This window comes from Mobilicoccus caccae (assembly GCF_030161635.1).
GTDB lineage: Bacteria > Actinomycetota > Actinomycetes > Actinomycetales > Dermatophilaceae > Mobilicoccus > Mobilicoccus caccae.
Genome location: NZ_BSUO01000001.1, coordinates 740,894 through 765,604 on the forward strand (window position 1 = coordinate 740,894; position 24,711 = coordinate 765,604).

The window sequence follows — 24,711 nt, forward strand, 5'->3', positions numbered from 1 at the left end:
GTACTCAACGAGAACCCCGGCGCCACCTCAGTGGTGCCGGACCGGCCCGGTACTAGGAGAACCCAGTGCACCTCAGCCCGACGCACGTCGTCGCTCTCGCCCCCGCCGTGGGTGGCGGGGGTGGTAACGACGGCCAAGGAATGCCGATCCTCCCTCACACCGGTGAGTGGATCTTCGGCCTCATCATCTTCCTCCTGCTGCTCGCGTTCGTGTGGAAGAAGGTCGTGCCCAACCTCGAGCGTGCCTACGAGGCCCGCGCCGAGGCGATCGAGGGCGACATGTCTCGGGCGGAGCGAGCGCTGGCCGAGGCGGAGTCCACGAAGCGCCAGTACGAGCAGGCGCTGACCGAGGCCCGCACCGAGGCCGCGCACATCCGAGAGGAAGCGCGCGAGCAGGGTGCGAGCATCATCGCGGAGATGCGCGGCGAGGCACAGTCCGAGGCCGCACGCATCACCGAGTCGGCGCACAAGCAGATCGAGGCCGAGCGTCAGCAGGCCATGTCGAGTCTGCGCGGCGAGATGGGTCGCCTGTCGACCGACCTCGCGAGCCGCATCGTCGGGGAGTCCCTGCACGACGAGGCCCGTCAGAAGGGCATCGTCGAGCGGTTCCTCTCCGAGCTCGAGGCCGGAGAGGTGCGTCGGGAGTCCCTCGCGGGCACCGAGGGGGCGAGCGTTGATGGAAGGCCCCTCGCGCGGATCCTGGGTCGCCGCCGATGAGGTGCTCGCCGAGGTCCTCCCGGACGTCGACGCCCGCAACCTCGCGGGTGAGCTGTTCGCCATCGGTGAGGCCGTCGACGGCAACGCCAAGTTGCGTCGCTCGCTGGCCGACCCTTCACGCGACGCGGGGCCCAAGCGGGCCATGGTGCGGACGCTCTTCGACTCGCGGGTGTCCCCGCAGGCCGTGAGGGTGCTCGAGACCGTGGCCTCCGGACGCTGGCGCACCGACCGTGACATGGTCGACGCCCTCGAGCGCCTGGGTGTGGACGCCGTCCTCGCCGCTGCGGAGAAGGACGGGGTCCTCGACCAGGTCGAGGACGAGCTGTTCCGGTTCGAGCGACTCGTCGCGGCCGACCACGAGCTGTCCACGGCGATCTCGCGGCGCGAGGTCGACCCGCAGCGTCGGGCGCAACTGGTCGTCGACCTGCTCGCCGGTCGGGCCCTGCCCGACACCGTCTGGCTGGCCCAGCGTCCCGTTCTGCACCCGCGCGGTCGCAAGTACTCGGCGGCCATCTGGGCGCAGTTGAAGATCGCGGCCAAGCGTCGGGAGCAGATCACGGCCATCGTCACCAGCGCGGTCGAGCTCGACGCCGGTCAGCGCGACCGGCTGGCGGCGGGTCTGACCAAGCTCTACGGACGCAACGTGTTCGTCACCGTGGTCGTCGACCCCGACGTGCTCGGTGGGCTCCGTGTCCGCATCGGCGATGAGGTCATCGACGGCACCGTGCGGCGCCGCCTCGAGGACGTCCGCCGTTCCATGGGCACCGCCTGACGGCTTCGCCCACCCCCGGCGGCGGTTCCGACACCGCCGTCCCCAAGACAGACCCAGCAGTTGACCGCTTCTCACCCGGCCCCCGCCGGAGGAGCTGACAGGAGAGAGACAGACGATGGCGGAGCTTACGATCCGTCCGGAGGAGATCCGGGACGCACTGGACTCCTTCGTTCAGTCCTACGAGCCCGACGCGGCCACCCGTGAAGAGGTCGGCCGGGTCACCGATGCCGGCGACGGCATCGCCCACGTCGAGGGGCTTCCTCGGCCATGGCGAACGAACTGCTGGAGTTCGAGGACGGCACCCTCGGCCTCGCGCTCAACCTCGACGTGCACGAGATCGGCGTCATCGTCCTCGGCGACTTCGCCGGTATCGAGGAGGGCCAGACGGTCAAGCGCACAGGCGAGGTCCTCTCGGTCCCCGTCGGCGACGCCTTCATGGGTCGCGTGGTCAACCCCCTCGGTCAGCCGATCGACGGCCTGGGCGAGATCAAGAGCGAAGGGGTGCGTGAGCTCGAGCTCCAGGCCCCCAACGTCATGGCCCGCAAGTCGGTCCACGAGCCGATGCAGACCGGCATCAAGGCCGTCGACTCGATGATCCCGATCGGCCGTGGCCAGCGTCAGCTCATCATCGGTGACCGCCAGACGGGCAAGACCACCGTCGCGGTCGACACGATCCTCAACCAGCGGCAGAACTGGGAGTCCGGCGACCCGGACAAGCAGGTGCGCTGCATCTACGTGGCGATCGGTCAGAAGGGTTCGACCATCGCCTCCGTGCGCGGCACCCTCGAAGAGGCCGGCGCCATGGAGTACACGACGATCGTCGCGGCCCCGGCCTCCGACGCCGCCGGCTTCAAGTACCTCGCGCCCTACACCGGCTCGGCCATCGGCCAGCACTGGATGTACCAGGGCAAGCACGTCCTCATCGTCTTCGACGACCTGTCCAAGCAGGCCGAGGCCTACCGCGCCGTGTCGCTGCTGCTGCGCCGCCCGCCGGGCCGCGAGGCCTACCCGGGTGACGTGTTCTACCTGCACAGCCGCCTGCTCGAGCGTTGCGCCAAGCTGTCCGACGACATGGGCCACGGCTCGATGACCGGTCTGCCGATCATCGAGACCAAGGCCGGTGACGTGTCGGCGTACATCCCGACCAACGTCATCTCGATCACCGACGGCCAGATCTACCTGCAGGCCGACCTGTTCAACTCCAACGTCCGCCCGGCGATCGACGTGGGTGTGTCGGTCTCCCGTGTCGGTGGTTCGGCGCAGATCAAGGCGATGAAGGAGGTCTCCGGCCGGTTGAAGCTCGACCTCGCGCAGTTCCGCGCTATGGAGGCCTTCGCCATGTTCGCCTCCGACCTCGACGCCGCCTCGCGGGCCCAGCTCGCCCGCGGTGCACGCCTGGTCGAACTGCTCAAGCAGCCGCAGTCCTCCCCGCTGCCGGTGGAGGAGCAGGTCGTGGCGGTGTGGGCCGGCACCACCGGCAAGCTCGACGACGTGGAGGTCTCCGACGTCAGGCGTTTCGAGGCCGAGTTCCTCGACGAGGTGCGCCGCAGCCACAGCGGCATCCTCGACGCGATCCGCGAGAGCAAGAAGCTCGAGGACGAGACGAAGAACGCGATGGAGGAGGCCATGGAGTCCTTCAAGCGCACCTTCCGCTCCGGTGACGGCGGCATCAGCCCCGGTCCGGACGAGGACAACGGCGCGGCCGAGGACGACGAGATGGACCAGGAGCAGATCGTCCGTCGTCGCTGACGCGACATAGGGGCCGACCGGACCGGCATCCCCGGCCCGGTCGACCCCGACGGAGGACGGCGGATCGTCGCCGGCAGCACCACACCGAGAGCCAGACGAGAACGAGGAGAGGCGGAAAGCTATGGGAGCGCAGATCCGGGTCTACCGGCAGCGCATCCGCTCCGTCAGCGCGATCAAGAAGATCACCCGAGCGATGGAGCTCATGGCGGCCTCGCGGGTCGTCAAGGCGAGGCAGCGGGTCGACCAGACCTCGCCGTACTCGACGGCCCTCACCCGGGCGCTCTCGGCCGTCGCGTCGCATGCCGACATCGAGCACCCCATCCTCACCGAGGCCGAGAACCCGCGTCGCGCGGCCGTCGTCATCATGACGAGCAACCGCGGTCTCGCCGGCGCGTACGCGTCCTCGGTGCTCAAGGAGAGCGAGCGGCTCATCGAGCGGCTGCGCGAGGAGGGCAAGGAGGTCGTCCCGCTCCTGGTGGGTCGCAAGGCGATCCGCTACTACTCCTTCCGCAAGCGTGACTTCGCCGACTCCTGGGAGGAGTCGACCGACGCCCCGCCGTACGAGATGGCCAAGGAGATCAGCGACGCCGTCCTGGGCGCGTTCCTCGATCAGGAGGAGGACGGCTCCGGCGTCGACGAGGTCCACGTCGTCTACACCAAGTTCAAGACGATGGTGACCCAGGAGCCGCAGAACCTCCGTCTGCTGCCCATCAAGGTGGTCGACGCCGCGGACGCCACCGGTGACGCCAAGGACTCCGGCGACGCCCACGGGCCGATGCCGCTGTACGAGTTCGAGCCCAGCCCCGAGGAGGTGCTGGACGCGATCCTGCCGCAGTACGTCTCGCACCGGATCTACAACTGCCTCCTCCAGGCGGCGGCCTCCGAGCTCGCGGCACGTCAGCGCGCGATGAAGTCCGCGACGGACAACGCCGACGACCTCATCAAGACCTACACCCGGCTGGCCAACGAGGCGCGCCAGGCCGAGATCACCCAAGAGATCAGCGAGATCGTGGGCGGCGCCAACGCCCTCGCGGACTCCAAGTAAGAGAGAGCAGGGAGTACGCACCGTATGTCTACTTCGTTCGTCGAGCCGACGACCGCTTCGCAGGCCCAGCCCGGCGCCGGTCGTCTCAGCCGCATCATCGGTCCCGTCGTCGACGTCGAGTTCCCCGCGGACGCGATGCCCGACCAGTACAACCTCCTCTTCACCGAGGTGACCCTGGGTGGCGAGAAGAAGCGCATCAACCTCGAGGTCGCCCAGCACATCGGTGACAACCTGGTCCGCGCGATCTCGCTGCAGCCCACCGACGGTCTCGTGCGCGGGCAGACCGTGACCGACACGGGCGGCCCCATCACGGTGCCGGTCGGCGACGTCACGCTCGGTCACGTCTTCAACGCGACCGGTGACTGCCTCGACCTGGCGCACTCGGGGGAGACCCTCGAGGTCAACGAGCGGTGGGGCATCCATCGCCCGTCGCCGGCGTTCGACCAGCTCGAGTCCAAGACGACGATGTTCGAGACCGGCATCAAGGTCATCGACCTGCTCACCCCGTACGTGCAGGGTGGAAAGATCGGCCTGTTCGGCGGCGCCGGCGTGGGCAAGACCGTGCTCATCCAGGAGATGATCGCGCGAGTCGCCCGCGACCACGGTGGTGTGTCGGTGTTCGCCGGTGTCGGCGAGCGCACCCGTGAGGGCAACGACCTCATCGTCGAGATGGAGGAGGCCGGCGTCCTCGGCCAGACCGCGCTGGTCTTCGGTCAGATGGACGAGCCGCCGGGCACCCGACTTCGCGTGGCCCTGTCGGCGCTGACGATGGCGGAGTACTTCCGCGACGTGCAGAAGCAGGACGTGCTGCTGTTCATCGACAACATCTTCCGGTTCACCCAGGCGGGTTCGGAGGTGTCGACGCTGCTCGGCCGCATGCCGTCCGCGGTGGGTTACCAGCCGACCCTGGCCGACGAGATGGGCGTTCTGCAGGAGCGCATCACCTCCACGCGTGGTCACTCGATCACCTCGATGCAGGCGATCTACGTGCCGGCCGACGACTACACCGACCCGGCCCCGGCGACGACCTTCGCCCACCTCGACGCGACGACCGAGCTCAGCCGTGAGATCGCCTCGCTGGGTATCTACCCCGCGGTGGACCCCTTGACCTCCACGAGCCGCATCCTCGACCCGCGCTACATCAGCCGTGAGCACTACGACACGGCCGTGCGCGTCAAGGGGATCCTGCAGCGCAACAAGGAACTGCAGGACATCATCGCGATCCTCGGTATCGACGAGTTGTCCGAAGAGGACAAGATCCTCGTCAACCGCGCGCGTCGCATCCAGCGCTTCCTGTCCCAGAACACCTACGTGGCCAAGCAGTTCACCGGTCTCGAGGGCTCCACGGTGCCGCTCGTGGACACCATCGAGGCCTTCACCAAGATCTGCGACGGCGAGTACGACCACGTGCCCGAGCAGGCGTTCTTCATGTGCGGTGGTCTCGACGATGTCGAGCGTCAGGCCGCGGAGCTGGAGAAGTGACGAAGGCGTTGAGGCTCGACAAGTAGCCTCGACCGGCGCCGAAAGGGCGGTCATCCCCATGGGGTGACCGCCCTTCTGCGTGTCGCCTGACCAGGGAATTCACTTGGTATCACCGGGTCTTCACGGGGCGGGCGTTCGTCGGGGCGTGCGGGCACCGTATTCTGGGAAGGATCACCGTGGTCCCGTACCCCTGCGGTGACCGGAGCTCGCCAGTGTTGTCGTGCTCGACACGATCTCGAGCCACCCCTTCAGGAGTCCCCGATGTCCTTCGCCCGCCGACCGCATGAGCGTTCCCGGCGTCTCGCCGTCCGTCGTAGGCGTCCCGCGGTCAAGGCTGCCGGTGTCCAGGTCGAGCACTGGGAGGCGGATCCGCTGCTGAACCACCTGCGTGAGACCGTCACCCAGGCGCCGGAGGCCGAGCCGGCGGTGGCGATCGGGTCGATCAACCTCGATCATCTGCACCACTTCGGTGAGGGGCGCATCGAGTTGGAGAACCAGCCCGAGGAGAGCGGCGTCGACTGGATCATGCTCGCCGACGGTGCGCCGATCGCGGGCCGGGCCTCGCGGGCGACGAACCTCGAGTGGCCGCGGCTCACGGGCGCCGACCTGTTGCCGGACATCCTGGCGCTGGCCGAGGAGCAGAAGCTGATCGTCGGGTTCCTCGGGGGCACACCCGAATCCCACGAGAACCTGCGTCCGGTGCTGGCGGAGCGCTACCCGGGATTGCCGCCGGCGAAGTTCTGGGCGCCGGAGCGTGACCAGGTGGACTCGGTGGAGGGCTCGGAGCAACTCGCCGAGGAGATCAGGCTGGCCGGGGTCGACGTGCTCAACGTGGCGTTGGGCAAGCCCCGGCAGGAGATCTGGATCCACCACTACGGCGACGCGACGGGTGCGCGACTGTTGTTGGCGTTCGGCGCGTCGGCGGACTTCCTCGCGGGCAAGGTCTCGCGGGCGCCGGAGTGGGTGCAGGAGCGGGGACTCGAATGGGCCTACCGCCTGGCGCAGGAGCCCACGCGCCTCGCCCGCCGGTACCTGGTCCAGGCGCCTCCGGCCTGGCTGAAGTGGCGCCGGGCGCGTCGCGTGCGCTGAGGAGCGCGGGCGGCGTCGTACCCTGCTGTGGCGAGGATCGGCATCCGATTCTCGGCCGGATCGGCGGCGGGAACTCCGCGTCCCGCCGCCACGTTCACCACGACATCGTCGGACGACCCGAGAGGCCCCGTGTTCATCCCGCCTGACCCATCAGACCCCTGTAGACGGATCTCGCCCCGCACCGCTCCGGCGCATCGGCGCCCGGGTTCTCCCGTGATCTGCCCGCGTTCGTCGAAGGCGGGTGACACGTCGGCATGACCCCCGTCGTCTCACTGCTCGTCGGCGTCGTCGTCGTGCTGCTCATCACGGCCGCGACCGGCTACTTCGTGGCGCAGGAGTTCGCCTACATGGCCGTGGACCGCTCCCGGCTCGCGAGTCGCGCCCGCCAGGGTGACGCGGCCGCAGAACGCACGCTGGCCATCACCAAGCGGACCTCGTTCATGCTGTCGGGTGCGCAGCTCGGGATCACCGTGACCGGTCTGCTCGTCGGATACGTCGCCGAGCCCCTCATCGGTCAGGCGTTCGCGCAGTTGGCCGGGGGGTCGATGTCGACGGCGCTGGCCGTGACCCTCGGCGGTGTCCTCGCCCTCGCGTTCTCGACCCTGGTCCAGATGCTGTTCGGCGAGCTGGTGCCCAAGAACTACGCCATCGCGGAGGCCGATCGGGTCGCGCGGTGGCTGTCGCGGTCCACGCGCATCTATCTGGCGGTCCTCGGCCCGGTCATCTGGGTCTTCGACAAGGCGGCCGAGGGGTTCCTGCGCCTGCTGCGGATCGAACCCGTGCACGACGTCGAGCACGCGGCGACGGCCCGCGACCTCGAACACGTGGTGGCCGAGTCCCGCGCCAGCGGTGATCTGTCGCCGGAGCTGTCCACGCTGCTCGACCGCATCCTCGACTTTCCCGAACGTCCCGTCGAGCACGCCATGGTTCCGCGGTCCAGGGTCGACACCCTGCGCGACACCCTCACCGTGGCCGAGGTACGGCACGAGATGGCCACCGGCCACACCCGCTATCCGGTGCTGAACGAGGACGAGGACGTCATCGGTGTCGTCGACCTGGCCGCCGTGCTCGACGAGCCGGCGGACTCGCTCACGCCGGTCACGCAGATCCTCGAGCCGGCGCTCATCCTCACCCCCTTCATGACCCTTCCGGACGCGTTGCACCGCCTGCAGGAGAACGACCAGGAACTCGCCTGTGTCATCGACGAGTACGGCGGGTTCGCCGGCATCCTCACCGTCGAGGACCTCGCCGAGGAGGTCGTCGGCGAACTCACCGACGAGCACGACCCGGACGAGCCTGACTACGAGCCGCGTCCGGACGACGGCGTGTGGGTCATGGCCGGCGACGTGCACGTCGACGAGGTCGAACGCGCCCTCGACGTCGATCTGCCCGAGGGCGACTACGAGACGGTCTCGGGACTCGCGCTGGACACCCACGGCGGGTTGCCGGGGGAGGGGAGACCATCGCGGTGGAGCTGCCGATGGACCCTGCCGACCTCGTGCTCGACGAGACGCCCGACCCGCGCATGCTCTACATCCAGGTGCTCGACGTGGACAACCACGTGCCCTCCCGGGTCCGCCTGACCCTCGACGAGCCACCGGGTGACGACGTCGTCGCCGACCGGCGTGACGACGAGGAGGGCCGATGAACGGGACCACCGTGACGCTCGTGACGATCGGTCTCATCGTCGCCAGTGCGTTCTTCGTCGCCATCGAGTTCGCCCTCATCGCCGCCAAGCGGCATCGGCTCGAGGATCTCGCCGCCACGTCCCCGGCGGCGCGTGCGGCGCTGCGCAACGCCTCGGAGCTCAGCCTGCTGCTGGCCGGGTCGCAGCTCGGCATCACCCTGTGCACGCTGGCCCTGGGTGCCGTCACCAAACCGGCCGTGCACCACGCGCTCACACCGTTGCTCGTCTCGACGGGTCTGCCCGCGGCCGTGTCCGACGTGGTGGCGTTCGTGCTCGCCCTCGTGATCGTGACCTTCCTGCACCTGGTCATCGGTGAGATGGCGCCGAAGTCCTGGGCGATCGCCCACCCGGAGAAGTCGGCGGTCATGCTGTCCCTGCCCATGCGCGGCTTCATGCTCGTGGCGCGCCCGTTGCTACGCGTGTTGAACCACACGGCCAACGTCATCGTCGCGCGTCTGGGCACCACGCCGGTGGACGAGCTCGCCGGGGGTCAGGACGTCGCCGGCCTGCGGCAGCTCGTCGAGCACTCCGCGCAGGCGGGCACCCTGGACGCCGGCTACCGCGCCACGATCGAGCACGCCCTGGACCTGCGCGAACGGACGCTGACCGAGCTCGTCTCGCCCGGGCGAGGACTGACGTCGGTCGATGCCGGCGCCGACTTCGGCGACGTCCAGCAGGAGGCCCGCCGCAGCGGGCACCGGCGCATCCTCGTGCGTGACGGCGACCTCGTGACGGGCGTGGTGCATGTGCGGGACACCCTCGGTGAGGCGCCGCTGTCCACACCGGTGACGGCCGTCGCCCAGCCGGTCCTCGAGTTGGAGGCCACGACCCCGCTGCACGAGGCGTTCGCCGCCATGCGGGAGGGGCGTCGTCAGCTCGCCGTGGTGCGTCAGGGAGCCGAGCAGATCGGTGTCGTGACGTTGAGCGACATCCTGCCCGGGCTCCTGCCGCCCGCGTCGGAGGCTGCCGTCTCCTGACCGACGTATACGACGAGGTGAGGACGGGACTCAGGCGACGCGCCTGACGTGCCGATGGGGATGGTGCCGCCTAGGAAGACGCGGTAGTTCGTACCCGCCAAGGAAGGCTCTCTGCCACGATGTCTCGTCGTCTCACCGCACTCACGTGCGGCCTTGCTGTCCTGCCCGTTTTCGTCTCCGGTGCCGTCATCGCCGAAGCCGCTCCCCGCTCGACGGTGGGGACCGTCTCGGTGTCGGCTGCCACAAAGCCGGCCAAGAAGGTCGTCAAGAAGTCCACCAAGAAGACGCCTGCCAAGAAGACGCCCCCCAAGAAGGTCGTCAAGAAGGTCGTCAAGAAGGCTCCGGCCACCAAGAAGCCTGCCCCCAAGAAGGCCCCGGCGAAGAAGGCTCCGGCTCCGGCCAAGGCCGTCTTCACCTCGCGCGTGGTCGCCGGCCCCGCCGACGTCACCGATCGCGCGGGACGCACGTGGACCAGGCGACCGGCGACCCTCGGCTCGTGGAGGTCGAGCACGATCGATGCCGGCGTCGACATCGCCCGCACGAGCGACGACGTGCTGTACCGCAAGACGGCGCCGGGAGTCCGGTGGCATCGCGTCGAGGTCCCGGCCAAGGCCACCTACAAGGTCCGGATGCTGTTCGCCGAGAGCTACTTCTCCGCTCCCGGTCAGCGCGTGTTCGACGTGCGCGCCGAAGGGCGTCTGATGCGCGGCGGCATCGACATCGTCAAGGCGGTCGGCAAGCACGCGGCTCATGACGTGACGTTCACCGTCCCGGTGTCCGACGGACGCCTGGACATCGAGTTCGTCGCGAAGACGGACACGGCGATCGTGTCGGCCATCGAGGTCGTCTCGACGGCGCCCGTGGCCAAGCCCGCGGCCCCGCAGCCCAAGGTCGCGGTGTCGAAGGACAGCTTCTACCACTCCGACATCAGCAAGGCGCCGCTCGCCACCAACTCGAAGGAGGCGTCCGCCCACCTGCTGCGGCAGGTGACGGACAACTGGGGCGGCATCGCGGCGTTCAACGCGTACCGGTACAACAACTCCTTCTACGAGGTGCCGGCCACCCAGCGCAAGGTGCGTGTCAACTTCTACGACTGCCAGCGCAAGGGGCACGTCCCCGGCGGTCTCTACGACGGCGCCAAGCACTTCGTCGACGTGCCGATCCCGCCCCACGCGGTGCCGGCGACCGGCACCGACAAGCAGCTGACGATCTACGACCGCAGCGCCGACAAGCTCTGGGACTTCTGGGTCACCGAGAAGTCGGCGGACGGCTCGTGGCGGGCGTGCTGGGGAGGCCGCATCGACGACGTGTCGAAGAACCAGGGCATCTTCCCGGCTCCCTACGGCGCCACCGCCGCCGGGCTGGCCATGACTCCCGGCGTCATCTCCATCGACGAGTTCCGGCGCGGACGCATCGATCACGCGATGTACCTCGCGATCATCGAACCGGCCAAGTGGGCCAACTTCTCCTGGCCGGCCAACCGGACCGACGGTCACTCCGCCGACCCGAACGCCCTCATGGAGGGCCAGCGGATCCGTCTGGACCCCACCCTCGACCTGTCGCGCATCGCGATGACCCCGGTGGCGCGCATGATCGCCGAGGCCGCGCAGAAGTACGGCTTCGTCGTCACCGACCGCGCCGGTGCGGTGGCCGTGGTCACCGAGTCCGGCAACGCCGAGAAGGCCCGCACGGGCGTGAACCCGTGGGACGGCATGCTCGCCGGTCCCGACTACCAGGCGATGCAGGGCTTCCCCTGGGAGCACATCCAGGTCCTGCCGAAGGACTACGGCAAACCGCGTCGCTGACACGGCCCGTCATCGGTCGACCTCCGACCTCCGACCTCCGTCGACCTCACCCCGTGGTCCGCGGGAGCTCAGCCTCCCGCGGACCACGGCGCCTGCGGGCGCGTCCACCTGCCCTCGCGCCCACCCACGTGGAACACCTGCCCTGCGCGCAGGCACCTGCCTCCTGATGTGCCGCGCATCCCCGCGTCGTCCCGACGCTCCCACCTGCCACGAAACGAGAACTCGCCATGCCTTCGACCACTCCGCCGGGCCGCCCAGGCCCGTTCCACGCCTCGCCCGCCCACTCCTCGCGGCGCAGCGCCCGCCTGCGGCTGCTCATCCTGGGGACCCTCACCGTCCTGCTCGCCGCGATGCTCACCCCGTTGACCATCGCATCGGCGGCCGGCGCCCCGTTCGTGTCCCGGATGACCGCGCGGTGGATGCCCTTCACGGACTCCACGGGTACCCGCTGGGACGCCCGTTCGTGGTCCCTGGGCAGTGACAAGTCGACGCTGGCGCTGCAGAACGCCGACATCATCGGCACCGACCGCAAAGAGCTGTACCAGGTCGGGGCCTTCGCGGTGAAGGGCTACCGCCTGGCCGTGCCGCAGGCCGGCTCGTACTCGGTGCGCCTGCTCATGGCCGAGGGGTACTGGACCGCCCCCGGCAAGCGCGTGTTCGACGTGTATGCCGAGAACCTGCCGGCGGCCAAGGACATCGACATCTTCCGGTCGGTGGGCAAGGGCGCGGCCTTCGACGTGCAGTTCGTGGTCGCCGTCACCGACGGCGCGCTCGACCTGCGGTTCGACTCCAAGGTCGACCACGCGCTGATCACGGCCATCGAGGTGACCCAGGTGCCCGACGAGCCGGTGCCGCCCAAGGAGGTGCAGACCTTCGCCTACCGCATGACCGCGGCCTCGACCGAGCTCGTCGACGCGGCCGGTCACACGTGGAAGCGCCGTGGCCCGGGCTTCGGGTCCTCGAAGCTCAACACGCGCCTGGTCGGCAAGGAGGTCGCGGGGACCGAGGACGACAACCTGTACCAGTACAACGCCTACGGGATGAAGGGGATGCTCGTGCCGGTGCCGGCGACCGCCACCTACCGCGTGCGCCTGCTCTTCGCCGAGGGGTACTGGACCGAGCCCGGCAAGCGCGTCGTCGACGTCCGCGCCGAGGGTCGCGTGGTGGCCAGTGGTGTCGACGCCGTCGCGGCGGCGGGCCCGGCGACCGCCCACGACGTCGTGTTCGACACGCGGGTCGACGACGGCATGCTCACCCTCGACTTCGTCAGCCTCACCGACCAGCCCATGGTCGCGGGGATCGAGGTCACCTCTACCGACCCGGCCGCGGCGACGAGCCTTCCCTCGGCCTCGCTCATCCCGCTGGGCTCGACGAGCGTCTTCCACCAGGACCTCACCAACGCCCCGGTCGTCGAGGGGTCGTCGGCCATCATGACCCGCCTGCGCGCCGCCATCGCCGGTGAGTGGGGATTCAACGCCGCCGTCAATGCGTATCAGTACAACTCGGCGTTCTACACCGCCACCCCGAGCACCCCGCGTCACACCGTGGCCTTCTACGACTGCCAGAACAAGGGCTGGACGCCGAACGGCCTGTTCGACGGCCCGCAGTACTTCGTCGACGTCCCGATCCCCAACGGCGCCGTGCCCGCCACCGGCACCGACTCCCAGATGGGCATCTACGACCCGAGCACCGATCAGCTGTGGGAGTTCTGGGTCATGCGCCGCACCGCGACCGGCGGCTGGGAGTCCTGCTGGGGCGGTCGCGTCGACGACGTCTCGACCTCCGACGGCACCTTTCCCGAGCCGTTCGGTGTGTCCGCCTCCGGCCTGGTCATGGCCGGCGGGGTCGTCAGCATCCAGGAGGCCGCGCGCGGCGAGATCGACCACGCCCTCTACCTCACGGTCACCGAGGCCAAGGCGCTGCTGTTCAGCCACCCCGCCAACCGCACCGACGGCCGCAGCGAGGGCGACGACATCCTCGTCGAGGGTCAGCGGCTGCGCCTGGACCCCTCGCTCGACGTGCGCACCCTCGGCCTGACGCCGTTCGGTGAGGCCGTGGCGCGGGCGGCGCAGAAGTACGGCTTCATCGTCTCCGACCTGGGCGGCACGGTGTCGATCGCGACCGAGTCCGGTCGCCCCGACGAGCGCCGCACCGGCCTCAACCCGTGGGAGATCCTGCTCGGTGGCCCGTCCTACGACGCGCTCTCGAAGTTCCCCTGGGACCGCGTGGAGGTCATGCCGATCGACTACGGGAAGCCCTGAGGCCGGTGAGGAACCGGGCCATCGCCGGCCCGGTCACCTCCGGCACGAACTCCGCGAGCACGGTCTCGCGCCCGGCCCGGCCCATCTCGATGCGCCGGGCCGGGTCGCGTGCGAGGTCGGTCAGGGCGTCCGCCAGCAAGTCGGCGCGCCCGGGCGGCACGACCCTGCCGTGCACGCCGTCGGTCACCATCTCGGTGACGGCGGCGATCTGCGTCGTGACGACGGGGATGCCGGTGGCCATGGCCTCCATGAGGACGACCGGCAGACCCTCGGAGAAGCTGGGGAGCACGAACACGTCGCTGTCGCGGTAGAGGTCGGGCAGGTGGTCCTGACCCACGGGACCGACGAGCTCGACCTGGGAGGTGAGTCCGGTCTCGGCGATGGTCGCAGCGAGGCTGTCGTGCAGGTGCCCAGCGCCGACGATGCGCGTGTGGGTGGGCACCCCTGCGTCCGCCAGGCGCCGCAGCGCGTCGAGGAGGACGGGGAGCCCTTCTCCGGCACGAGGCGACCCACGTAGAGCAGCCGCAGTGGTCGATCCGGGCTCTCGGGAGCCGCGGCGGCGTCGCCCGTCTGCGGCGTCGGGTGGTAGCGGCCGGCGTCGACGCTCATCCGCACGACGTCGAGCTTGCCCCAGTGCTCGGGCTCGACGAAGCGCATGAGCTGGCTGCGGCAGAAGTCGGAGATGCACGAGACCCCGTCGGCCGAGCGCACCTTGGCCGGGAGGTCGAAGGCGTCGACGGCCTCGAACTCCGTGGGGCCGTGCATGGTGAACGACCACCGCCAGTCCGAGTCCGGCCCGTCCTCGGTGCGGCCGAGGTGGGTGACGAGGCGGGCGACGTCGCAGGCCACGTTGGCGAAGTGGGCGTGCACGTGGGTGATCCCACGCTCACGCAGGCGTTCGTAGAGCAGCACCGCCTCGGCGAGGTAGAACAACTGCCACGTGCGGCCCTTGGGCGTGCGCGGCCCGGAGGCGAGCGCGCGCCGGAGTCCGGCGGCCAGGACCCGCGGATTGCGGCGGGCCAGGCGCGCGTGCGCCTCCGCCCAGGTCGAGAGCGACGAGCCCCGCAGGGTCGGCGTCGTCTCCGCGTCCTCGAGCATCGCCGCGGACTTGAGATCCTCCGGGGGACAGGGCCGCACGCTGAAGGTGGCCACGTCCACGCCCGCCGCGCGGACCGCCCGCACCTCGCGTTCGATGAAGGTGTGCGACAGGGCGGGGTACTGGCTCGTCAGGTAGGCGACGGTCATGCCGATCTCCTCGTGCGTCGATGCGATGGCGTGGGCGGTCAGCTCCGGGTGGAGTCGTCCCGCTCCCAGGTGGTGGCGGCGCGGCCCTGGCGGGAGGCGCGGGCGCGGGCCAAGAGGGTGACGCCGAGGTAGACGGCGACGTCGGGCAGCGACCGGGGGTTGCGGCGGAGGAGGTCGAGCAGCGCGCGTCCGGTGGAGGAGGTGGTGGCTGAGAACCGGTCCTCGACGCTGTGCGCCGCGAGCCCGGCGTTGCCCTTGGCCACGCGCACGCGCACGGCCAGCAGGCTGCGCAGGGTGCGCGGCGCCGACACGGTGAACGTCCCGCCGGTGATCGCGCGCTCGTCGTGGGTGAACAGGCGCTGGACGTAGAGGTCGTCGGCGACGAGGTCGGGAAAGTGGTCGAACCGCTCCCGGCCCGCGCGGGAGAGGCCGTACACCCCGAGCCCGACGAGTCCGTCCTTGACGTAGGGGAGTTCGGTGAACACCCGGTAGAACGCCTTGACCGGCGCCGAGGACCGGTCGAGGTCGAACCGGATCTGCGGCGCCGCGACGACGGCCTCGGGCACCGACAGCACCCGCACCAGGGCCGGCACCGCGTCGGCGGACATCTCGATGTCGGCGTCGAGGTAGATGCGCGGGTGGGCCGTGGCGGCCTCGTCGCCCTCGTTGAGCGCGAGGGACTTCGAGCCGGTGGGGATGTCCAGCACGATGACCCCGTCGTAGCCGCGCGCGATCTCGGCGGTGCGGTCGTGGCAGCCGTTGGCGGCGACCACGACCTCGATGCGGGGGAGGAGCCGGGACGGGTGTACGGGTGCAGGACCTGCAGGCACCGGTCGATGACGCGTTCCTCGTTGTACGCGGGCACGATCACCGCGGCGTCGAGGTCATGACCGGTGGCGCGGGAGGACTCGTTCACGACGTGTGGCTCCTTCCAGGGAGGTTCGCCGCCAGCCTAGTGGCGGTTGGGTGCGTCCACCTCCGCCCCTAGACTGAGACGCGTGTTGTCCCAGGCCTTCTCACGTCCCCTCCGCACGGCTCGTACGTCATGAACCCCGCCCGCACCGATCCCGGGCGCCGGGCTTGGACCCTGGCGCAGGGATGGAGTCAGTACCGGGCGTTGCTCGCCGGCGACCTGCCGCGTAACCCCTACCCCTGGTGGCGGATCACCCTGGCCGTGCTGCGCGCCGGTCAGGTGCTCTACCGCTGCAAGGGGCCGGCGGCCTTCGTGCTGCGCCGGGTCGTCGGAGTCGCCGACGCGGTCTGGCTGCGGGGACTCATGGGCGCCGAGATCCCCACGATGGTGTGGTTCGGGCCGGCGCTGCGGCTGCCCCACGCGGGGCGCGGCCTCATGATCCACTCCACCTGCAGCATCGGCAGCGGCGTCACCCTGTACCACCGCGTCTCCCTCGGCGTCCGCGACGGGCGTCCCGGCCCCACCATCGGCGACGACGTCGAGGTCGGAGCCGGCGCGGCCATCCTCGGCCCGGTGCACGTGGCGCAAGGGTGCAAGGTCGGCGCCAACGCCGTGCTGGCCACCGACACCGAGCCGGGCCTGACCTACATCGGCATCCCGGCCACGGCCGCGGCGGGACGTCCGTGAGCGCGCAGGAGCCGCGTGACGTGCCGAGTCGTCGGCGCGCAGGGACCATCATCGGCGCGGCGCTGCTGGTGCTCATCCTCGTGTTGTCGCTGATGACGACGCTGCTCACGCCCGATCCGGAGCCCGAGCCGCCGCAGCCGACACCGCAGCCCACAGCCGGCCAGCTCGGCGCCTACCCGCAGTTCGGGGAGCAGGACGTCTTCGACGTCGACCTCACCGGCGCGCCGGTCCACTCGAACTCCGAGGCGATGATCCGCAACCTGCGCTCGCAGATCGAGCCGCACTACGGCGGCATCGCCGGGCTCAACACGACGCAGTACAACCCGGTGCTGTACGTCGTCGACGGATCGACGCCGCGGGTCGACGTCGAGTTCGACGACTGCCAGCAGAAGGGCCACACGCCCCCGGGGCTCATGGACGGCAAGAAGCAGTTCCTCGACGTCCCGATCCCCGAGAGCGCGAAGACCTCCGTCGGAACGGACTCGACGATCACCCTCTGGTCGCCGTCGACCGACCAGCTCTGGGAGTTCTGGGTGATGAAGCAGACCGGCGGTGGCGGGTGGTCGGCGTGTTGGGGCGGACGCATCGACCAGGTGTCGCAGTCGCCCGGGTACTTCGAGGCGCCGTACGGGGTCAGCGCCTCGGGGCTGGTGACCACCGGCTCGATGATCACCATCGAGGAGGCCCGCGCCGGCCGGATCGACCACGCGATGGGGATGGCGCTCATCGCACCGGCCCAGTGGGACCGGTTCTGGTACCCAGCCCAGCGCAGCGACGGCACCGACGCCTCTTCGGACGCCATCCCCGAAGGGGCGCGACTGCGGCTCGACCCGTCCGTGGACGTCGAATCGCTGGACATGACCCCGCTCGGCAAGGCCATCGCGCGAGCGGCGCAGAAGCACGGGTTCGTCGTGGTCGACACCGCCGGTGCCGTGGCCGTCATGGCCGAGAGCGGTCAACCGTGGAAGCAGCAGACCGGCACGGACCCGTGGGAGGAGATCCTCGGCGGCGTCCCCCACTACAAGCAGCTCGAGAACTTCCCCTGGGATCGCGTCCAGGTCATCGGCCAGGACTACGGCAAACCCGGCTGACCTCAAACAGCAGGCGACGACGAGACAGGCCGAGCGTGCGCGGCTGTCTCAGACGTCGCGTGCTGTTTCAGGTGGTCAGCGGTGGCGGAGGACCGTGGCGGGGGATCCGGCGACGATCGACCCCGCCGGGATCTCGCCCTTGACCGTCGAGTTCGCCGCGATCACGCAGCCGTCGCCGATGCGTGCGCCCGGCAGGATCACCGCACCCGCGCCGATCCACACGTCGTCGCCGATGACGACCCCGTCGCCGGTCCACGGCTGATCGACGATCGGGGTGCCCGGGGCGGTGCCGTGATTGCTCCCGACGATCGTGATGTGCTGGCTGACTAGGCAGTGACGCCCGATGCGGATGGGCGCGCCGGCGCACCGGATGTTGTTGAACTCCCCGATGTACGTGCGTTCCCCGACCTCGAGCAGGGCGCCGTTCAACCCGCCGCCGTCGGTGACGAACAGCGCCGTCGGCCCGAGCACCGAGACATCGGCGGCGAGGCGCGCCCTGGACGCGTCTCCGGCGAAGGTGACGGTGCCGGCGACGAAGGCGCCGGGGTTGGCACGACGCAGGCGTTCGCGGGGGAGGATCCCGTCACGCAGCGAGCGGGCGAAGTCCTTGAGCGGCATGACTCACTCCTGGCCGGGCGAGGCGGGCGGTGGTGACGGTGGCGGTGTGGACGGCGATCGCGACGGGAACGCCCAGAGCAACCCCGCCAGGGTGAAGACGACGAAGGTCGGGAAGGGGTAGGGGATGGGGCTCGTCATCGCCGGGACGAACCAGATCAACCCTGCGGCCATGGTCGCGGTGCGCCAGTCCTCGGCCTCCGGGTCGCGGCGTCGGCGGCAGATGGCCGCCACCGGACCGGCCAGCAGGATGCCGATGAACAGCAGTGCCGCGGGTACGCCGAGCTCGGCGGCGCGGCTGAGGAGGACGTTGTGGACCTCGATGTTGACCGTGGTCACGGGGTAGTCCTCGGCCTGCCGGACCCAGTCCGGTCCCACCTCGACGAACTGCGCCCAGCCGACCCCGGTGACCGGGTCGTCGGCGATGGCGCGCACGGCGGCGACGTTGGAGTTCTGCCGGTCGTCGAGGGAGCGAGAGGTGGATCCGCGCTCGAGGATGTTGTCGGCGACGTCGGGCACGGCGGCCAGGCCGACGACGGCGAGCAGGGCCCCCGCGATCACCATGAGCGGCACCCACTGCCACAGCGCGCGGCGGGTGGCGACGACGGCGATCGCCGCGAGCGCCACGCCGAGCCACACCGATCGGGTGAGGGAGAGCACGGAGGCGGCGACGGCGAGCGGGCCGACGACGAGCCCGAGGACGCGCCACGCGCGCCGGTCGAGCCGGGCGAGCAGGAACGCGGCGACGGCACACAGCGCGAGCGCCATCCCGTTGGCCTCGCCCGAGACGAACGGACCGCCGGCGCGGGCCGCCTGGTCGCTCAGGGTCGGGACGTTCTCGAAGACGGCGATGTACCGCGGGAAGAGCAGCCCGGTCAGACCGGCCGTCTCGAGGAACGCCGTGATCGTCAGGTAGACGCCGAGCAGCGTGAGCCCGCGCAGGAACAGGAGCCGTTCGAGTGCGCCCCGCAGGAACATCGGTGCGGTCGCGAACAAGAGGAACGGCATCGCCACCCGGTCGAGGACGGCGTAGATCGCGTTGGTGTCCAGGGCGTCGTGCAGGATCATCGACGCCCCGGCCCACGTCGTGAACAGCAGCATCGCGGCGTGGAGCAGGCGCGGCCGCGGACGGGGGATCCTCGGGTCGAGCAGCAGCAGGATGAGGCCACCGGCGAACAGCAGCCGGTCGGGGCCCAGCGGCAGGCCCATGTCGCTCCAGCGGCCCGAGAACACGTTGAGCAGCAGGGCCGCGAGCAGGACGTAGAACGCGAACGGCACGTCGCGCACCGACCGCGGCGGGGCCGACGTGCCGACCCGCCCGTCCGCACCCGTCAGGGGCGCGGCGGGGTCGCCGGAGGTGATCGGGCGGCTCATCGGCGACCTCACCCGTGGGTCGTCGCGTCCTCGGCGCGGCGGCGGGAGGACGCCGTGCGGCGACGGTCGAGCAGGACCGCCACCAGCAGTCCGAGCAGGCCGCCCGCGCCCAGGCCGATGAGGCCGTAGCGCATCATCGCCGAGCGGGTCGGGTCGCCCGTGCTCGCGGCCGGGGCGACGACCTCGAGCGTGCTGTTGCCGGCGGCGTCCACGAAGAGGCGCCGGTACAGGTCGCCGGCCGCGTCCTGACGCAACTGCACCTGCGCGAGTTCGGTCTGCGCGGCCTGGAGCTGCTCGCTCGCGGTCTCGCGTGCGGCGGCGGCCGTGGCGCGGCCGTAGGCCCGTTCGGCGTCCTGCACCGCGGCGCGCGCCTCGGCGACCTGGGGAGCGAGGTCCTGGAACTGCTTGTAGGCCGCCTCGGGGTCGTGGCCCGAGCGGGCCTCGGCGACGGTCGACATCAGCGTGTCGGCGATCTGCTTTGCCCCGGCGGTGGCGCTCTGCTCGTCGCCGGCGGTCACCTCGATGCGGATGACGGCGGAGTCGGGGATGGGGGAGGCGGTCACGCCACCCACGCCGGAGGGTGCCCAGGCGCCGTCGGTGGCGCGGTTCTGGACCCAGCGGGCGTAGTCGGCGGCGAGTTCGCGCGCCCCGACGGGGTATCCGGCCACCGTGTAGGCGTTGCTGTTGGCGGGCACGACCGCGACGCGCGTCTCGGCCATGTGCTTGGTGGGCAGAGCCATCGCCGTCGCGATGCCGAGCGCGAGGCCCAGCGCCATGCAGACGGCGACGAGAACGGGGTGTCGCAGGACCGACGTCAACGGTCCGACGGGCTCGCCGTGCTCGGAACGGGCAGACACAGACTTCTCCTCGGGGAGGGGGCACAAGGGGGCGTCGATCGACGCAGGACGGTGATCGATGCAGAGGTGTTTTCCCCCGACCCTACTCCCGACCGGGGGTGCTGAGCACGTCGCGGGCGGCGTGCCGGCCACTGCCACGGGCGGATTCGCTCGTGGTCCGGTCGGTGGGGCTCGCGGGCGAAGGGCCGGTGCGGCCTCTAGCATGTGGGCCGTGCATCGACCCCGTCACCGCCGCGACTCGCCCGGAGGTCGCTCATGAGCGACGACCGGCACCCCCTCCCGGATCCGGACGAGGAGTCGGTCTCTGCCGCCTCCACCCCGCCGCCGGCGGCCGGTGCCTCGCGGGGGTCGGCCCGCACCCTGGTGAGCGGAACGTCCTGGAGCGCGCTGTCGCAGGTCATCCCGCTTGTCATCAACCTCGCGATGACGCCCTACATCATCCACGGGCTCGGGGACGCCCGGTACAGCATCTTCCTCATCATCAGCTCGATCACCATGCTGCTCAGCCAGTTCGACGGCGGGATCGGGCAGTCGGCGATGCGGTACTTCACGATCTACGCCGGGCGCGACGACCGGGTGTCCACGACCCGCCTGCTGTTCTCCGTCTCGGCGGTGATCGCCGTGTTCGGGGCCGTCATCACGGTGCTCGTCGTCGCCTTCTCCCCGCAGATCCTCACGTTCTTCCGCCTCGAGGACGCGTTCGTCGCCGAGGCGACGGTGCTGCTCATCAGCCTGACCGCGGTGGTCGCGTTCCTGCTCCTGCGCAATCTCTACAACGCGGTCGTGTCGGCGCGGCACCAGTTCAAAGTGCTCTCGATCGCCGTCGTCGCGGGGCACGTGGTCTACGCGATCGGTCTGGTGCTCACGGTCGAGAACGGGTGGGGCCTGTACGGGGTCGCGGTGACGATGATCCTGCAGCAGGTGGTGGGCACGGTGATCACGGTGCCGATCGGTCTGCGCTACCTCACCCGTGACGGCCTGGGCCTCATCACGCGGGCGGAGGCGGCCGACTTCGCCCGCTACGCCTGGAAGGTGCAGGTGGCCGGGATCGCCACGATCCTCGCGGCGCAGAAGGATCAACTCGTCGCGGGGCGGGTGCTCTCGGCCCAGCAGTCCGGGCCGTTCGGTCAGGGCACCAACTTCGCCAACCAGTTGAAGATGGTGCCGCTCAACGCCCTGGCACCCATCCAGGCCCTCATCGGGTCCGAGATCGGGGCCGTCGGCGCCGAGGCCTCGCGTCCGAAGGTCGAACGGTTGCAACACCTCTGGGTCGTCTTTGTGGCCGGATGGTGTGCGGTCGGCATCCCCGCCACGATCGTGGGCGTGCGCGCCTGGCTGCCCGAGAGCTTCGCGCTCACCGGCAGCGTGGCCGCGATCCTGCTCGCGGGGCACTTCTTCACCCTCGTATGCATCGTCGCGCGCACCTGGGCACTCACCCTGGGGCACGCCGAGGTGGCCATGCACCAGAGCGTCGTCACGCTCGCGGCCAACGTCGGTCTGAGCATCGCGCTGTGGTTCGTGTGGGGGATCATGGGCGTCGTCGTCGGCACCTCCCTCGGCGCGGCGGTCGGTGCGGTCTACCTCTCGGTCCACACCCGGCGGGTCGTGCCGACGCGCATCCGGTGGTTCATGCGCGATGTGCCCTACTGGCAGGCGGCGGTGGCCGCGGCGGTCACCCTCGGCCTCGAGCTGGCGGTCGAGCCCTTCCTGCCGGACGGCGCGATCGGGCTCGCCGCCGCGGGACTCGTCGCGGTGCCGGGTGCGGTCTTCTACGTGCTCACGACGCTGGGGATCCGCGGGTCCAAGGAGGCCGTCGCGATGGTGCGCCGTCGCTGAGCGGTCACGAGCCGAGCGTCAGGATCGTGCCCCGATGGCCGCGGCGCTCTTGCGGGCGGCGCGGGCCATCATGCGGGTGATGAACCGCACCTCGGCCACCGTCATCTGCCGCGGGCGCGTCCCCGCGGCCACCGTCGCCACGGCCCGCACGTCGGCGTTGTTGGCGAAGGTCTCCATGAAGTAGTGACGCCCGTGCGCGGCCTCGTCGCGGGGCAGTGAGCGCAGCCGGTCGACGATGCGCGCGTACACCTCGCGGTGCCCGGCGACGACCTTCTCGGCGGAGGAGGAGATGCGGTTGACGTCCTCGTCGTCGCGCCAGTAGTGGACGAGGGCCTCGGGCACGCAGGTGATCGCGAACCGGTCGTTGACGCGGATGTAGAACTCCCAGTCCTGGCACGAGCGCAACGAGGGGTCGGGAATGCCCACGGCCTCGACGACCTCACGCCGCACCATCACGCACGAGAAGGTGCCGATCAGGTTGCCCTGCAACAACTCCGACAGGCGTCTCCCCGCGGCGACCGGGCGGCGTCCCGGCTCGATCCGCCCGTCGGGGTAGCGCAGGTCGTACCAGGTGTAGGACATCCCCGCGCTCGGACCGGCCTCGGTCAACAAGGCGACCTGCTTCTCGATCTTGGTCGGCATCCACAGGTCGTCGGCGTCGAGGAACGCGAGGAACTCCCCACGGCTGGCCTCGATCGCGGTGCGGCGTGCGGCGTTGCCGCCCTGGTTCGTCTCGTGCGAGAGGACCAGCAGCCGCGGGTCGTCGATGGTGGCGAGGGCCTCGGCGGTGCCGTCGCAGGAGAAGTCGTCGACGACGACGACCTCGAGGTCTGCCCACGTCTGGTCGAGTGCGCTGCGCACGGCGGCGACGATGGTGTCGGCACGCTTGTAGGCGGGCATGAGCACGGAGACGCGCGGGTCGCTCATGGGTCGCTCCTGGGGTCGCTTGAGAAGGCCCCCGAATTACGTTGAAATTCAACGTTACTCGTTTTGTGAACCATCCGCATCGTGGACAGATGCCTCAAACACTCGTCCAGGAGAGCGCTCGCCGGCGAGCCCGGCGACCCCCGGCTGTAGGCTGACACCGGCCCGATCGGGCCCCCGCCGCGACGTGTCCACGACGACGTGCACGGATCACGGCATTCCGGCGTCGGCGCCGAATCTCCAGGCACCGCACGCGATCTCCCCGCCCCCGATCCGAAAGGACCGGCATGGTCGACCGCCCGCTCGTCAGCATCGTGATCCCCGTGTACCAGTCCGAACGCACCGTGGGTGCGGCCATCAGCAGCGCCCTCACGCAGACGTACGACAACGTCGAGGTGGTGGTCTGTCTGGACGGCGCCACGGACCGCAGCGGGCCCATCGTCGACGCCCACGGCGACCTCGTCAGGGTCGTGCGTCAGGAGAACCAGGGGCTCTCGGCCGCGCGCAACGCCGCGGTCGCCGCCTCCTCCGGTGAGCTCATCGCGTTGTTGGACGCCGACGACGTGCTGCTGCCGCCCCACGTCGAACGGGCCGTCGACCGCTGGCGGGCGCGACCGGTCGAGAAGGCCTACGTGACGTGCAACGCGTTCACGATGGGCCGCTCCGGCGTCGTCAACCGGCGCACCGTCCTGCCGCGCAAGGCTCCGGCCGCCGACTCCCACCGGCTGGCGCTGCTGCAGCGCAACATCGTCTCGGTGCTGTCGGTCTACCCCAGGGCGATGCACGACGAGGTCGGCGGATTCGACACGCAGATGCGGGTGCTGGAGGACTACGACTTCTGGGTGCGGGCGGCCTTCGCCGGCTGGACCACGCTGTACGAGACCGAACCGACGGCGCTCTACCGGCGCACCGGCACGAGCCTGTCGGCCCAGCGTGAGCGCATGGCCGAGTACGAGCAGCGTCTGCGCGCCACGGTGCGTGAGGAGTTCGCCGACCGGTTGACCCCGCAGGAGCGTGAGTACCTGGCGCGCGCCGAGGGGATGGAGACCCACGACATCCACCTCGAGCGCGGAGATGCCGCGCTGCGTGAGGGGCGCCGCCGGGACGCGGCCCGCGAGTTCGCCGCGGCCTCCGCGCTCGTGCCCTGGGATCGGCCGCTCGCGCTGAAGTCGTCGGCCCTGCGGTACCTGCCGCCGGCCGGCGCGTTCTACGCCTGGCGCGAGCGCGTCCGCGCGGGGGAGACGGCGCGGTCATGACGGCACACGCGGACACCCCGGACACCCATGTCGACCCGCTCGGCTCCTCCCGCGACAAGCGCATCATGAGCACGATGTGGGGCTCCTCGCCGCGGTGGCGACGCCACGTCGACTACTACGTCACCGACCGTTTCGGCACCCCCGGTGACCTCCGCCGTCTCTGGGCCCTCGCGAAGGGCAAGGAGGGGGTCATCCTCCTGGGGTCGGTCACCCGCCGGCACCTCTACCGCGATCTCGTCTTCGCCGGTCTGCTCAAGGCGTTCCGCGCGCCGAGCGAGCGGCCCCGGGTGCTCATCACCGACGCGACGTGGAAGCCGGAGAGCAAGGCCC

General features: G+C 70.4%; 19 protein-coding genes and 1 pseudogene. 14 read left to right on the forward strand and 6 right to left on the reverse strand.

Going from position 1 to position 24,711, the window contains the following annotated elements:
• Nucleotides 1–65 precede the first annotated feature (65 nt).
• The 10 genes and pseudogenes from QQK49_RS03705 (at nt 66) to QQK49_RS03750 (ending at nt 13,583) form a co-directional block, all read left to right on the forward strand.
• Complete coding sequence (locus QQK49_RS03705) at nt 66–716, forward strand: F0F1 ATP synthase subunit B (protein WP_284302764.1); 651 nt, start codon at nt 66–68, stop codon at nt 714–716.
• Nucleotides 676–1,488 carry a F0F1 ATP synthase subunit delta gene (locus tag QQK49_RS03710; RefSeq protein WP_284302765.1) on the forward strand — a complete coding sequence of 271 codons (813 nt, stop codon included), beginning with the start codon at nt 676–678 and terminating at the stop codon, nt 1,486–1,488. Before QQK49_RS03705 ends, QQK49_RS03710 begins: the two co-directional genes overlap by 41 nt.
• Nucleotides 1,489–1,603: 115 nt before the next feature.
• Nucleotides 1,604–3,237: pseudogene (gene atpA, locus QQK49_RS03715) on the forward strand (F0F1 ATP synthase subunit alpha).
• Nucleotides 3,238–3,358: 121 nt separating this feature from the next.
• A complete protein-coding gene (locus QQK49_RS03720; RefSeq protein ID WP_284302766.1) occupies nt 3,359–4,282 on the forward strand; it encodes a F0F1 ATP synthase subunit gamma in 924 nt (307 codons plus the stop codon).
• A 24-nt stretch (nt 4,283–4,306) separates the two neighbouring features.
• On the forward strand, nt 4,307–5,764 hold the full coding sequence (atpD, locus tag QQK49_RS03725) for a F0F1 ATP synthase subunit beta (RefSeq protein ID WP_284302767.1): 1,458 nt from the start codon (nt 4,307–4,309) through the stop codon (nt 5,762–5,764).
• Between the two features lie 261 nt (nt 5,765–6,025).
• A complete protein-coding gene (locus QQK49_RS03730) occupies nt 6,026–6,853 on the forward strand; it encodes a WecB/TagA/CpsF family glycosyltransferase (protein ID WP_284302768.1) in 828 nt (275 codons plus the stop codon).
• A 254-nt stretch (nt 6,854–7,107) separates the two neighbouring features.
• A complete protein-coding gene (locus QQK49_RS03735; RefSeq protein WP_348536078.1) occupies nt 7,108–8,436 on the forward strand; it encodes a hemolysin family protein in 1,329 nt (442 codons plus the stop codon).
• Nucleotides 8,437–8,497: 61 nt separating this feature from the next.
• Nucleotides 8,498–9,517, forward strand: coding sequence for a hemolysin family protein (locus QQK49_RS03740; RefSeq protein WP_284302769.1), 1,020 nt, complete (start codon nt 8,498–8,500; stop codon nt 9,515–9,517).
• A gap of 119 nt (nt 9,518–9,636) precedes the next feature.
• On the forward strand, nt 9,637–11,322 hold the full coding sequence (locus QQK49_RS03745; protein ID WP_284302770.1) for a malectin domain-containing carbohydrate-binding protein: 1,686 nt from the start codon (nt 9,637–9,639) through the stop codon (nt 11,320–11,322).
• A 227-nt stretch (nt 11,323–11,549) separates the two neighbouring features.
• Nucleotides 11,550–13,583 (forward strand): malectin domain-containing carbohydrate-binding protein, encoded by a 2,034-nt coding sequence (locus tag QQK49_RS03750; RefSeq protein ID WP_284302771.1) that lies wholly within the window; start codon nt 11,550–11,552, stop codon nt 13,581–13,583.
• Here QQK49_RS03750 and QQK49_RS22565 read toward each other — a convergent pair.
• Together QQK49_RS22565 and QQK49_RS03760 are read right to left on the reverse strand one after the other, a co-directional pair.
• Nucleotides 13,555–14,361, reverse strand: a complete 807-nt coding sequence (locus QQK49_RS22565; protein WP_348536079.1) for a glycosyltransferase — start codon at nt 14,359–14,361, stop codon at nt 13,555–13,557. The genes QQK49_RS03750 and QQK49_RS22565 overlap by 29 nt on opposite strands.
• 505 nt (nt 14,362–14,866) lie before the next feature.
• Nucleotides 14,867–15,658 carry a glycosyltransferase gene (locus QQK49_RS03760; protein ID WP_284302773.1) on the reverse strand — a complete coding sequence of 264 codons (792 nt, stop codon included), beginning with the start codon at nt 15,656–15,658 and terminating at the stop codon, nt 14,867–14,869.
• 215 nt (nt 15,659–15,873) lie between these two features.
• Here QQK49_RS03760 and QQK49_RS03765 point away from each other — a divergent pair, with 215 nt between their 5' ends.
• Both QQK49_RS03765 and QQK49_RS03770 read left to right on the forward strand, forming a co-directional pair.
• On the forward strand, nt 15,874–16,428 hold the full coding sequence (locus QQK49_RS03765) for an LbetaH domain-containing protein (RefSeq protein WP_284302774.1): 555 nt from the start codon (nt 15,874–15,876) through the stop codon (nt 16,426–16,428).
• A complete protein-coding gene (locus QQK49_RS03770; protein WP_284302775.1) occupies nt 16,425–17,519 on the forward strand; it encodes a hypothetical protein in 1,095 nt (364 codons plus the stop codon). Before QQK49_RS03765 ends, QQK49_RS03770 begins: the two co-directional genes overlap by 4 nt.
• A 75-nt stretch (nt 17,520–17,594) precedes the next feature.
• Here QQK49_RS03770 and QQK49_RS03775 read toward each other — a convergent pair whose 3' ends face one another.
• The 3 genes from QQK49_RS03775 to QQK49_RS03785 are packed head-to-tail and all read right to left on the reverse strand — an operon-like array spanning nt 17,595 to nt 20,365.
• Nucleotides 17,595–18,137: an acyltransferase gene (locus QQK49_RS03775; protein WP_284302776.1), complete on the reverse strand. Its 543-nt coding sequence runs from the start codon at nt 18,135–18,137 to the stop codon at nt 17,595–17,597.
• Between the two features lie 3 nt (nt 18,138–18,140).
• Nucleotides 18,141–19,508, reverse strand: a complete 1,368-nt coding sequence (locus tag QQK49_RS03780; protein ID WP_284302777.1) for an O-antigen ligase family protein — start codon at nt 19,506–19,508, stop codon at nt 18,141–18,143.
• An 8-nt stretch (nt 19,509–19,516) separates the two neighbouring features.
• Nucleotides 19,517–20,365 carry a YveK family protein gene (locus tag QQK49_RS03785; protein ID WP_284302778.1) on the reverse strand — a complete coding sequence of 283 codons (849 nt, stop codon included), beginning with the start codon at nt 20,363–20,365 and terminating at the stop codon, nt 19,517–19,519.
• 255 nt (nt 20,366–20,620) lie between these two features.
• Here QQK49_RS03785 and QQK49_RS03790 point away from each other — a divergent pair, with 255 nt between their 5' ends.
• On the forward strand, nt 20,621–22,201 hold the full coding sequence (locus tag QQK49_RS03790; RefSeq protein WP_284302779.1) for an oligosaccharide flippase family protein: 1,581 nt from the start codon (nt 20,621–20,623) through the stop codon (nt 22,199–22,201).
• 18 nt (nt 22,202–22,219) lie between these two features.
• On the opposite strand, the gene QQK49_RS03795 is transcribed toward QQK49_RS03790, so the two are convergent.
• Nucleotides 22,220–23,128: a glycosyltransferase family 2 protein gene (locus tag QQK49_RS03795; protein ID WP_284302780.1), complete on the reverse strand. Its 909-nt coding sequence runs from the start codon at nt 23,126–23,128 to the stop codon at nt 22,220–22,222.
• A gap of 284 nt (nt 23,129–23,412) precedes the next feature.
• Here QQK49_RS03795 and QQK49_RS03800 point away from each other — a divergent pair, with 284 nt between their 5' ends.
• Nucleotides 23,413–24,381, forward strand: coding sequence for a glycosyltransferase family 2 protein (locus tag QQK49_RS03800; protein ID WP_284302781.1), 969 nt, complete (start codon nt 23,413–23,415; stop codon nt 24,379–24,381).
• Nucleotides 24,382–24,711: the final 330 nt, after the last annotated feature.